This is a genomic window from Pseudomonas sp. GW823-FHT06E10 (assembly GCF_058794995.1).
The window spans coordinates 389896-401472 of record NZ_JBXAHJ010000004.1; the positions used below are offsets into that span (position 1 = coordinate 389896).

Below are 11577 nucleotides of genomic sequence, written 5' to 3' on the forward strand. Positions count from 1 at the left end.
CGCGATGGCGTTACAGGCGACGCGTTCATCCAAAAAAATCGCGTTTTCGTTGGCGTCCATCGCGAGCAAGCTCGCTCCTGCAGGGACCGAATTCAGCGGCGCCTGAACAACGGCCGCGGCTCAATCACCGAACGCCCGTACAACACGCTCATCCCCGCCAATCCCTTCAATGCATCTTCTGCGGATTTGTCTTCACGCACGGCAAAGCTGTCGAAACCGCATTGGCGCATGTGGCTGAGTTGATCGCGCAAGACATCGCCGATGGCGCGCAACTCGCCAGCCCAACCCAATCGCGCACGCAGCAGATACGCCTGGCTGTACCCGCGGCCATCGCGAAAGCTCGGAAAATCCAGGGCGATCAAGGGCAGTTGGGTAAACCATGGCTGAAGGCTTTCCACTTCATCGTCCGGCCCCAGCCACACGCCGTTTTGCGACGGGTTTTCCAGCCAACGGCTCAGCGGCAGAATCGTTGCACCCACGGGCAGCGGTGCTTGCGGGTCGCGCACGAGCTTCCATGGATCATCCGCGACAATCCGCGCCACGCCCTCTTCCAGCCGCAACAGATTGTTCATGCCGACACCTCCAGCACTTTCGCATAGACAGCCTCCTTGAACGGCTCTAGCCCGATCCGTTGGAAGGCGTCGACGAACAGTTCTTCGCTCTCGCGATAACGCACGAAGGTGTCGATGATGCGCTCGATCACCTCGGGCACTTCGGCGGAGCTGAAGGACGGGCCAATGACCTTGCCCAACGCACTGTTCTTGCCCTGGGCGCCGCCGAGGGTGATCTGGTACCACTCGGTGCCGTTCTTATCGACCCCCAGAATGCCGATGTTGCCGATGTGATGGTGACCGCAGGCATTCATGCAGCCGGAAATATTGAGGCTGATATCGCCCAGGTCGTGCAGGTAGTCGAGGTCTTCGAAGCGTGCGGCAATAGCCTTGGCGATGGGGATCGACTTGGCGTTGGCCAGCGCGCAGAAGTCGCCACCGGGGCAGGCGATAATGTCGGTGAGCAATCCGGCGTTGGCGCTGCCCAGATTGTGTCCGCAGGCCAGGCGCCACAGGGTGAACAGATCGGCCTTGGGCACGTCCGGAAGGACGATATTCTGCTCATGGGCAATGCGGATTTCACCGAAGCCAAAGCGCTCGGACCACTCGGCCACCGCCTCCATCTGCTCGGTGGTGACATCGCCCGGTGGCGCAGCGCTGCCGGGCTTGGTCGACAACACCACGCTGGCATAGCCCGATATTTTGTGCGGCTGCACGTTACGCTGCACCCAACGAGCGAACGCCGGGTTTTCGGCCAGGTGCGTGCCGAAATCGAGATTGGTGTCGGACAGATCACGATATGGCGGAGCGACGAACGCACTGGCCACCCGCTCGAACTCGTCAAGGGTCAGTTGCGCCGGGCCGTCCTTGAGGAACTGCCACTCTTCTTCCACTTCCCGGGCGAAGGCCTCGATGCCCAGGGCTTTGACCAGAATCTTGATTCGCGCCTTGTATTTGTTGTCCCGCCGGCCATGGCGGTTGTACACCCGCAGCACCGCCTCTACGTAAGACAGCAGGTGCTGCCACGGCAAGCCTTCGCGGATCTGCACGCCGAGTATCGGCGTGCGCCCCAGACCGCCGCCCACCATGACTCGCAGGAGCATGTGTCCTTCGGAGCCTGGGTAAAGATAAAGGCCGATGTCATGCATCATGATCGCCGCGCGGTCCTGCTCGGCCGAGCAGATGGCGATCTTGAACTTGCGCGGCAGGAACAGGAATTCCGGGTTGATGGTCGACCACTGCCGCAGAATTTCCGCCAACGGTCGCGGGTCAATCATTTCGTCGGCCGCAACCCCGGCAAAGGCTTCGGTGGTGATGTTGCGCACACAGTTGCCGGAGGTCTGGATCGCATGCATTTCCACCTCGGCCAGGCGTTCGAGGATCGAAGGCACCTGGGCCAGTTCGATCCAGTTGAACTGCATGTTCTGCCGGGTGGTGAAATGGCCGTAACCGCGATCGTAATCCCTGGCGATGCTCGCCAACGTACGCATCTGCCGGGCACTCAGCGTGCCGTAGGGAATCGCCACCCGCAGCATGTAGGCGTGTTTCTGCATGTACAGACCGTTCTGCAGGCGCAATGGCAGGAATTCTTCCTCGCTCAGCTCACCGGCCAGAAAGCGCTCGACCTGATCACGAAACTGCGCAACTCGTTCGAGCACCAGTGCCCGGTCGTAGTCGTCGTACTGATACATCTGGCTACCTCATCAGAATTAGGCACAGAACCCTGTAGGAGCGAGCTTGCTCGCGATGGACGTCAACGAAAACGCGAACCTCCTGGATAAACGCGTCGTCCTTGACTCCATCGCGAGCAAGCTCGCTCCTACAGGGGGCGCAAGTCGGGCTCTGCGGCTCGTTTCGAGGTAACGACTATGAGCTTGCGGCGCAGTACGTTACAGATTCACTTGAACTATAAAAAACCGTATCAGATCACGGTGGACCGCCGCAGGAGTGCCGAAAAATCTGATCCGCACAAATGATTTTTTCCTGAGTCTGTTTTGTTTTTACCGGTGTTTTTACAGTGCACGACTTTGCAACCGTGGAAGCATTGACCATGAGCACAACAACTATCGGACAGGCCTATAACTACAAGGTCGTCCGCCAATTCATCGTGGCGACCGTAATCTGGGGCATCGTGGGGATGGCGATGGGCGTGTGGATCGCCTCGCAACTGGTGTGGCCGCAGATGAACCTGGACCTGCCGTGGACCACCTTCGGCCGCTTGCGCCCGCTGCACACCAGCCTGGTGATTTTCGGTTTCGCCGGCAGCGCGCAATTCGCCGCCAGCTATTACGCGGTGCAACGTACCTGCCAGGTACGGCTGTTCTCGGACACACTCGCTGCCTTCACGTTCTGGGGCTGGCAGTCGGTGATTGTGGTGATGCTGATCACCCTGCCGCTGGGCTACACCACCACCAAGGAATACGCCGAAATCGAATTCACCGGCGCGGTGTGGATGACCGTGGTCTGGGTTGCATACGCCGTGGTGTTCTTCACTACCGTAGTGCAACGCAAGACCAGACACATCTACGTCGGCAACTGGTTTTTCGGTGCATTCATCGTGGTCATCGCCATGCTGCACGTGGTCAATCACCTGTCGATTCCAGTCGACTGGTTCAAGTCCTATCCGGTGTATTCCGGGGCTACCGACGCCATGGTGCAATGGTGGTACGGGCACAACGCCGTGGGCTTTTTCCTGACCACCGGTTTCTTGGGGATGATGTATTACTTCGTGCCGAAACAGGCGGGCCGGCCGGTGTATTCCTATCGCCTGTCGATTGTGCACTTCTGGGCGCTGATCACCCTGTACATCTGGGCCGGCCCGCACCACTTGCACTACACCGCGCTGCCGGACTGGGCGCAGTCGCTGGGCATGGCCATGTCGCTGATCCTGCTGGCGCCGAGTTGGGGCGGAATGATCAACGGCATGATGACCCTGTCCGGTGCCTGGCATAAGTTGCGCACCGACCCGATCCTGCGTTTCCTGGTGTTGTCCCTGGCGTTCTACGGCATGTCGACCTTCGAGGGGCCGATGATGGCGATCAAGACCGTCAACGCCCTCTCCCACTATACCGACTGGACCATCGGCCACGTGCACGCCGGGGCGCTGGGCTGGGTGGCGATGATTACCTTCGGTGCGACCTATCACATGGTGCCGAAGGTATTCGGGCGCGATCAGATGCACAGTACGCCGCTGATCAACCTGCACTTTTGGCTGGCGACCATCGGCACCGTGCTGTACATCGCCTCGATGTGGGTCAACGGCATCACCCAGGGCCTGATGTGGCGCGCGATCAACGATGACGGCACGCTGACCTACTCCTTCGTCGAAGCCTTGCAGGCAAGCCATCCGGGATTCGTCGTGCGTTTTGCCGGCGGGGTGTTCTTCCTCAGCGGCATGCTGCTGATGGCCTACAACGTGTGGCGCACGGTGCGGGTAACGGACGTGGCGATAGCCGAACGCGAGGCGCGGTTTGCCTGATGATTGAAGTCATACTGAACATTCTGGGTGTGGCATTTTTGTGGTTCGCCGTCGAGTATTGTCTGCGCCACCAGACCGCCGAGAGCCTGGACGATGCAAGCCTGATCCCGTTTGCGGATGACCCGGAAGTGGCGCGGCGGGTGGAATTGGCGACCGGAAAAACCGTTAGAACACTGCCGCCGGAAGAGGCGAACCCGGATTGGGAAACCCTCGATATCTGATGTAACACCGATTACTGTGGGAGCAAGCTCGCTCCCACAGGGTTGTATGTCGAGATTTCAGGCACGCTCCCGGGGAATCAGGCTTTGCAGTTGTTGCGCCAGGAAGTTTGCATCGAACTCAAAAGTGTCCGGGTCTTTCAAACCATTGGTCTTGCGCCACTGCCAGCCAGTGGATGGCGGCAGACACACCAGTGACACGCTGCCATAACGTGCTGCTGTAAAGCCCATCACCGCCACGGAAATCTGCCCGCCGACACCCATCACCTCCGGCACGAATTCCACCGGTTTGCCAGTGATCAGGATGCTCAGCTTTTCGGTCTTGAACGGAGAGCTCTCCACCGGAACACTCGGCCCCGACGCGACGTACACTTCGCGGTTCACTACGAGCAGGTCAGGTGCCTTGACCGGTTCCAACCACTGCTGGATCTGATCGAACAGCGCACCAATGCGCTTCGCCCACTCGGCCGATTGCGACTCGAACACTTGCTTTTTGTGCGCTTCGCTTTCGGCGTAGTGGCGAAGCATTTCGCCCAGTTGCTGTACATCGTCCATAGCGGTGTTCCTTTGGTTGAAGCGGTGTTGCGGACATTAAGCATGGCAGATGCGCGTGGCGGGCGTACGAGTAAAAGCGTGAGCGGTACTGCCACCGCCGGACTGAATGCGCAGGAGGCGGTGGCTTTCGCCTTGGGTGGCTGACTCAACCGGCCTTGGGCGTGCGGCGCAGGCGCGCCATGCTCAAGGTGTCCACCAGCACGCCGTCACGCACGGCGTAGTCGCGGAACAGGCCCTCGGTTTCGAAGCCGAACTTGCGGTACAGGGAAATGGCCGCTTCGTTGTCGGCATACACCGAAAGCTCGATGCGCTGCAGATTCATCCAGTTGTCGGCGATATCCAGCGCCGTCGCGAGCAGCTTCGAGCCCACACCCTTGCCCTGCCACGCCACTGCAACGCCCATGCCGAAACTGCCAGCATGGCTGCGACGAATGCGTGAGAACTGCTCCAGGCCAATGTTGCCGATGACCGTGCCTTGATGCAGGGCCACCACTTTCACCAAGCGTTCGTTATCCAGCGCCAGGCGACTGCGCCAGAGTTCGGTGGACTGAAACGGCATTTGCAGGGTTTGACGGGCGATGGCCGGGTCGTTGTACAACGCCGCAACGCCTTCGATATGGGATTCGTTGAAGCGTTCGAGGGTAATGACGGGTTCGGTGGCTGGCATGGGTGAATCATCCTTGAAGCAGACATGGCCGTTCACTCTACAACGCGACCTTCGCGTGTGGCGAGAACCAATGTGGGAGCGGGCTTGCTCGCGAAGGCGGTTTCCCAGTCGTCTTCAATGTTGAATCTGATGGCGCCTTTGCGAGCAAGCCCGCTCCCACATTTTAATCGTGCTCAGCTTTCGAACCACTCCCGGCGCTCGCTGAAAGTGTTTTCGATCAATTCGACGATCATCCGTACCTGCTCGTCGTCCCCGGAATCAGCATTGACCGCCATCCACACCTGACGCCGCATAGGCTGGTCAAACAGGCCCGGTAGGGCAATCAGCCCGCGGTCGAAGTGGCTCATGTAGTGCGGCAGCAGGCCGATGCCGGCACTGCAACGGATCATCTCCAGCATCAGCTCCCGGGATTGCAGTTGCACCACCCCGGCCGGGCGCTGATCCACCAGCGTATTCCATGGCCGGAAGCTCTCAACCTGGCCGTCCTGCCGCCATTGCACCAGGAGAAAATCGGCCAGGTCATCCAGGCATTCCGGCCTGGAGGCAACCCGCGAGTAGCGCTTGGCAATGTGCGGCAGGTAATCGAGTTGCGCCAGGCGCCGGGGTTCGGTGGTGGCAAAGCTCGGTCCCGGCAACGGCGATCCGGTCTCGCCCAGCCACACCACCACGTCGGCGCTGACCGCCTGCAAGGCCAACTCGCTGTCGAGCGTCATGATCTCCAGCCGAACGCTGGCGTTGCGCCGCAACAGTGCAACCAGGTCACGTCCGAGAATGTCATGCAGGATCGAATCCGCCACGGCCAGGCGAATCAACGGCGGCTCGACCACCGGCAAACCGCGCTCATGGGCCAGGGCGATCAATTGTGCGTGCAAGCGCAAGCCATCGCGGCTGAGGCTCAAACCATTGTCGCCATGGTTGAACAGCGAACATTGGAGCTGCGTTTCCAGCAGCACCAGTTGCCTGCGCAGGCGGGTGGTCTTGATGTTGAGACTGCGGGCGGCCTGCATGAAGCAACCGCAACGGGCGCTGACGGTGAAACACAGCGCCAGTTCGGGGTCGATAGCCGCCGCCAACTGGCGCCAGGACGCATTTTTATCAATAGCTACACGATATTCCGTAGCCCCCTGGTGGGCGCTGGCTTCCATGAATGACATCGAGGACTCCCTGTCGATCTGACACTGACAGGTGCATCCTGCGGATCGTTCATGAACCTGCTGTGACAATGACTCAGGCGCTGGGTGTCTGCCGAAAGCTCACGGCCAGGCGATTCCAGCTGTTGATGGTGGTAACGGCAATGGTCAGGTCGACCATTTCGCTTTCACTGAACTGCTCCCTGGCTTGCGCGTAGACATCGTCCGGCACATGGCTTTCGGAGAGCAAGGTGACCGCCTCGGTCCAGGCCAGCGCGGCTCTTTCCCGAGGATTGAAAAAGTTGCTGTCGCGCCAGACCACAATGGAATACAGACGCCGGTCGCTTTCGCCCAGGCGCCGTGCATCCACCGAGTGCATATCGGTGCAAAAGGCACAGCCATTGAGCTGCGAAGCACGAATCTTGATCAGGTGCAGCAGGCCCTGCTCGATACTCAGGCTGCTGGCCAGGGCCTCCATGGCGATCATGGCTTTCATCGCTTTGGGCGACGCGCTGTAGTAATCCAGGCGGGGGTTCATGGGGCGATCTCGTGCAGGCGTGATGTGATCTTCACGGTAGTCGCTGGCGCGGGGGCATGACAGTTCCAATCAGGCGATTTCCCCGGGGACCACCGTCGCCAGACCAATTGACGGTTTTTCCACTGCACAACTTCTGTACCACAAGCGGATAAGAGTAATCTTGCGCGACGCACACGCGCCCAACAGCCCCGGAGCCTCGCCGGTATGGAACTACATGTTGTCATCAACGGTCGCAAGGACCTGGCCGGCCAGCTGTACAACCAACTGCGCAGCGCTATCGAGTCCGGTCGCCTGACCGCCGGGACACAACTGCCCCCCAGCCGCTTGCTGGCCGAACAACTGGGTATTTCGCGCAAGACCATTTCCGACACCTACGCCCAACTGACTTACGAAAACTTCCTCACCGGGGTGGTCGGCAAAGGCACCTATGTCAACGCGCGCTCGTCGAAGGTGCAGCGTAAACAGAACCACACCGAACTCGGCGGCTTCGAGGTGATCGAGTACTGGCGCAACCTGCCGGTGTTTCTGCGTCATCCGACCCTGGAAGGCTCGCTGCGCTACGACTTCATTGGTGGCGCCACCAGCAAGGGCCAGTTTCCCCAGGATGACTGGCGGCGCTGCACCTCTCATGCAATGCGCCAGATTGCCGGTTCCAAGGGCTTATACAGCCAGCCCGAGGGCTTGCCGGCGCTACGTAACGCCATTGCGCAGCACATCGCGTTCTCCCGCGGGGTCAATTGTCAGGATGAGGATGTGGTGGTGTGCAACGGCGCGCAGCAGGCGCTGGACCTGATTGCCCGGGTGCTGATCAGTCCGGGCAGCCTGGTCGCCATGGAAGACCCCGGCTACCCGCCAGCGCGCCTGCTGTTCGGCACCCATGGCGCCACGGTCATTGGCGTACCGGTGGACGCCGAAGGCATTGTGGTGGACCAGATTCCTCGCGGTACGCGCCTGATCTACGTCACCCCGTCGCACCAGTTCCCGCTGGGCATGCCGATGAGTCAGGCGCGCCGGGAAGCACTGCTGGCCAAGGCCCATGAGTTGGGTGCGATCATCATCGAGGACGACTACGACAGCGAGTTCCGCTATGAAGGCCGCCCCACCGATTCCCTGCAAAGCATGGATGAACGGGGAATCGTCGCGTACGTCGGGACGTTCTCCAAAACCCTGTTACCGGAACTGCGGCTCGGCTACGGGATCCTGCCGCCGGCGATCCTCGAGGCCGTGGTGCGCGCCAAGCAGCTCACCGACCTGCACACCTCGACCCTGCCCCAATGGGCGCTGGCCAAGTTCATCGCCGAAGGTTGCCTGCTCAAGCACATCCGGCGCTGCCATACGATCTATGCCGGGCGCCGCGAGCGGATCCTGGCGCGCATGGCCGGCGATCTTTCGCCCTGGCTGGAGGCGGTACCGTCCACTGCCGGCTTCCACATGGTGGTGATGTGCAAAGTGCCGATGGATATTCCATTGGTGATCGAACTGGCGAAAAAAGTCGAAGTCGGGCTATATGCCATCGACAGCTTTTTCTATCAGGAAACGCCCAGGGCTGGGCTTTTTTTCGGTTTTGGCGCCATCGAAACCCTCGACATCGACATCGCCCTGGACCGTTTGCGCGACATCCTGCAGCAAGTGGCCTGACGGATTGGCCTGCGGTTTTATCCGGGGATTGGCTATTGGCGGTCCCGGGGGCCGGGCCTATCCTGCATAGGCGTTATCCCTCAATGAGCAGGATTCGTCCGGCCTGATTCAGGAGTGTGAGCAATGTCCCATGAAGTGATCAATACCGTACAGGTACAAGCCGCCGCCGGGCGCTCGGATGAACTGGGTAAGCAACTGCAAAAGATTGTCGAAACCCTGCGTGAACTTCCCGGGTGCGAATCCTATATGGTCGACCGCTGCCCCGAGGACAGCAATCGCTGGACCGTCAGCGCCCACTGGCAATCGGAAGAGGCCATGCGATCGCATTTCAACAGCCCGCAAGTCCAGGGTTTCATCGACCTGATCGATTGCCAACTGGCCAACTCCGTCGACTTCAACAGCTTTCCGATCCGCTAGCCCCCCCCCTTGTAGGAGCGAGCTCGCTCGCGATGGTCGTCAACGATAACGCGTGCTTCCTGGTTAAACGCGGTGAATCTGAATCCATCGCGAGCAAGCTCGCTCCTACAGAATTACCCCCCGCTGGAGCGAGCTGCCCAGACATTGGTCCCCTGGCCTTCCCGAATATTGGCTGTTTGATTGCCCCTCGCGGCGGACTAGATTGGTTCCTGACCACTTATCCAACGCAGGTAATGATCCATGAACGTTTTGCGCTTCTGTGCCGCTCCCCTTGTTGCCCTGACCCTGGCCGTCGGCGCCCCGGCATTCGCCCATGAAGCCGGTGACCCCTCGGAAAAAGTCACGGTATTGCAGGATCACATGCTGAAAAACGTGCCGGGCAAAAAAGCACTGATGATCGAAGTCGACTACAAGCCCGGCCAATCGTCCATTGCCCACAAGCACGACGGTACAGCCATGGCCTACGTCCTTTCAGGGTCTGTCACCTCTCACGTGAAAGGCGAGAAAGCCGTGACGTACAAGGCGGGCGAATACTGGTATGAAGCAGCCGGCTCCGAGCATCTGGTATCGAAAAACGCCAGCGTTACCGAGCCTGCCAAGTTGCTGGTGTTCATGGTGTTGTCGCCGGACGAACAGGTGCTGGTCCCCCTGAAAAACTGATCGCTGAACGAATAGCCATAAATAAACACGCCCAAATTCGCTATTCGGGCGTTTTTATTTCCCGGGGCAATTAACCCGACTTATTTAAATCAAACAAAACTATAGGTCGACTGATATCCACGCAATCGGCTATTTCATTCTGCGCTTCCCGTTTTAGTCTGGAACAACTGCCGATCAATTCCGGCAGTTTCAACTTCCTTACTGATGTTGTTTCACTGGAGTAACACAATGAAACTTGCACTTGTCAGTACGCTTACCCTATCAGCTGCGCTTTTGGCTGGCTGCTCGGTTCCCACCGCACCCTCTGCGGGGCCTTCGCTGGAAAGTGTGTTCACCGAACCGGTCGGCCGCAGCAACGCGACTCGTATTCCCAACGGCAGCAATGTGGCCCTGGGCGTGGTGTACAGCCAAAACACCCAGGCTAACCGTGCCTATCTACAGGATTACCAGGCCAATGCCGGCACGGGTTTCGGCCAGAGTCTGCTGGTACGGGAGATCCACGACGCCTATGTCGCCACCTCCAGACCCGACCTCGCGGTGGATTGGGTCAAAGCCTCGCTTCAACGGCAATTCGGATCGGTCACCGTGTACCCGGACATGCAGAGCCTCAAGGCGGCGAAACCGGATGTGGTAGCCATTGTCGACAGCCGCAGCCAATTGATCACCTCGCGCAGTTCGGACGTCGAGTCCAAAGTCAGTGCCGATTTCTATGACAGCCACTTCAACTACATTGGCACCGCACAAGGTTATGACGCCAGAGCGCTCAGCCCGGTATGGGCGGACTATAAACGCAGTGAAGAAATTGTTGCCGATATTAACGAGCAACAAAACGTGCAAGTAAGGGCATTGCAGAAGTTTGACCAGTCGCTCAGCAATTTATTGACTAGTCCGACAAGTAACGTCTCGATGATCGACCAAACCTCAGAGCAGAAATTGCATTAAGACTGTGACAGATAGTGTGAGCAAACCTCGACCAGTACAGGAAGGGTTTGCTCACAATTAATCAAGACCGCGACTTTTAAATAGCGGTATCTTCAGATCCGCGCTACAGCGCCAACCACCATTTTCTACAGACAAGGACGTCTTCATGACTAAAGACCAGGAAAGATCCTTCATTGCCCGCATCACGTGCAATGGAATGAACATGACATTTTTTGACCAGATATTGAGCGCGAGTCATTTTGAACCTCAGAGACTCAAATCGCCGATCCCGCCCAATATAGTGTCTACCTTTGAAGCCTATGATCCTGCAAGCCGAACAATGCGCCCTGTAGGTGGCAGAAAACGGACGGCCATGGTCATCCACTTCAGGTGTTATGACGACTACTACAACATGCAGATTCTGAGCGAAGCGTACTATCAGAAATATTTCAGCAAGGGCGGACAAGGCGTGCTTGGCGCCTATCCGGCGGCCGGCGGTGATACCACCTCCTTCAATTTGCTGGACAGCAATCAGCAAATCATCACGCTTGATGATTTAAGCGGCGACAAAGCGACCGTTCACTTGAAAGCACGCAACGCCGCCATTATCAAAAAAGAAATCTGGCGCGATCCGGCGTACAGCACTTGCTTCACCGATAAGTCTGGCGACATTGCCACGTTCAAGCTGGATATTCTGGAAAGGCAGGTCTCTTCACCCGCACGCTCTACTCCCTACAGCTGAGTTCCAACCATGGGCCGGCGTGTTGTCTTTTCCCTTGAATGAAAAAAGCCCCGCATCTCTCG

The 11577-nt window shown here is 58.8% G+C and carries 13 protein-coding genes; 7 read left to right on the plus strand and 6 right to left on the minus strand.

Going from position 1 to position 11577, the window contains the following annotated elements; genetic code table 11:
• Positions 1-92: 92 nt before the first annotated feature.
• The gene (locus AC1Q6Y_RS09530; protein ID WP_057714987.1) at positions 93-572 is read right to left on the minus strand and encodes a DUF934 domain-containing protein; all 480 of its coding nucleotides are present in this window, start codon (positions 570-572) and stop codon (positions 93-95) included.
• Positions 569-2242: a nitrite/sulfite reductase gene (locus tag AC1Q6Y_RS09535; RefSeq protein WP_159389848.1), complete on the minus strand. Its 1674-nt coding sequence runs from the start codon at positions 2240-2242 to the stop codon at positions 569-571. The genes AC1Q6Y_RS09530 and AC1Q6Y_RS09535 overlap by 4 nt, the downstream gene beginning before the upstream one ends.
• A 359-nt stretch (positions 2243-2601) precedes the next feature.
• On the opposite strand from AC1Q6Y_RS09535, the gene ccoN reads away from it, so the two are divergent.
• Complete coding sequence (gene ccoN / locus AC1Q6Y_RS09540; RefSeq protein WP_057714989.1) at positions 2602-4029, plus strand: cytochrome-c oxidase, cbb3-type subunit I; 1428 nt, start codon at positions 2602-2604, stop codon at positions 4027-4029.
• The gene (locus tag AC1Q6Y_RS09545; RefSeq protein WP_057714990.1) at positions 4029-4250 is read left to right on the plus strand and encodes a hypothetical protein; all 222 of its coding nucleotides are present in this window, start codon (positions 4029-4031) and stop codon (positions 4248-4250) included. Before ccoN ends, AC1Q6Y_RS09545 begins: the two co-directional genes overlap by 1 nt.
• 57 nt (positions 4251-4307) lie before the next feature.
• On the opposite strand, the gene AC1Q6Y_RS09550 is transcribed toward AC1Q6Y_RS09545, so the two are convergent.
• The 4 genes from AC1Q6Y_RS09550 to AC1Q6Y_RS09565 form a co-directional block, all read right to left on the minus strand.
• On the minus strand, positions 4308-4802 hold the full coding sequence (locus AC1Q6Y_RS09550; protein WP_057714991.1) for a hypothetical protein: 495 nt from the start codon (positions 4800-4802) through the stop codon (positions 4308-4310).
• A gap of 145 nt (positions 4803-4947) precedes the next feature.
• The gene (locus AC1Q6Y_RS09555) at positions 4948-5469 is read right to left on the minus strand and encodes a GNAT family N-acetyltransferase (protein ID WP_407515389.1); all 522 of its coding nucleotides are present in this window, start codon (positions 5467-5469) and stop codon (positions 4948-4950) included.
• A 173-nt stretch (positions 5470-5642) separates the two neighbouring features.
• Positions 5643-6623 carry a LysR substrate-binding domain-containing protein gene (locus tag AC1Q6Y_RS09560; RefSeq protein WP_492624456.1) on the minus strand — a complete coding sequence of 327 codons (981 nt, stop codon included), beginning with the start codon at positions 6621-6623 and terminating at the stop codon, positions 5643-5645.
• 73 nt (positions 6624-6696) lie between these two features.
• On the minus strand, positions 6697-7137 hold the full coding sequence (locus AC1Q6Y_RS09565) for a carboxymuconolactone decarboxylase family protein (protein WP_057714994.1): 441 nt from the start codon (positions 7135-7137) through the stop codon (positions 6697-6699).
• Positions 7138-7341: 204 nt separating this feature from the next.
• Between AC1Q6Y_RS09565 and pdxR the strand changes: the two genes are divergently transcribed.
• The 5 genes from pdxR (at position 7342) to AC1Q6Y_RS09590 (ending at position 11515) form a co-directional block, all read left to right on the plus strand.
• Positions 7342-8775 (plus strand): MocR-like pyridoxine biosynthesis transcription factor PdxR, encoded by a 1434-nt coding sequence (pdxR, locus tag AC1Q6Y_RS09570; RefSeq protein ID WP_090455038.1) that lies wholly within the window; start codon positions 7342-7344, stop codon positions 8773-8775.
• Between the two features lie 123 nt (positions 8776-8898).
• Positions 8899-9192 (plus strand): putative quinol monooxygenase, encoded by a 294-nt coding sequence (locus AC1Q6Y_RS09575; RefSeq protein ID WP_057714996.1) that lies wholly within the window; start codon positions 8899-8901, stop codon positions 9190-9192.
• Between the two features lie 240 nt (positions 9193-9432).
• Positions 9433-9852 (plus strand): cupin domain-containing protein, encoded by a 420-nt coding sequence (locus tag AC1Q6Y_RS09580; protein WP_223502188.1) that lies wholly within the window; start codon positions 9433-9435, stop codon positions 9850-9852.
• A gap of 228 nt (positions 9853-10080) precedes the next feature.
• Positions 10081-10794: an ATPase gene (locus tag AC1Q6Y_RS09585; protein ID WP_492624457.1), complete on the plus strand. Its 714-nt coding sequence runs from the start codon at positions 10081-10083 to the stop codon at positions 10792-10794.
• Positions 10795-10939: 145 nt separating this feature from the next.
• A complete protein-coding gene (locus AC1Q6Y_RS09590) occupies positions 10940-11515 on the plus strand; it encodes a hypothetical protein (RefSeq protein ID WP_154860093.1) in 576 nt (191 codons plus the stop codon).
• The last annotated feature ends 62 nt before the right edge of the window (positions 11516-11577 follow it).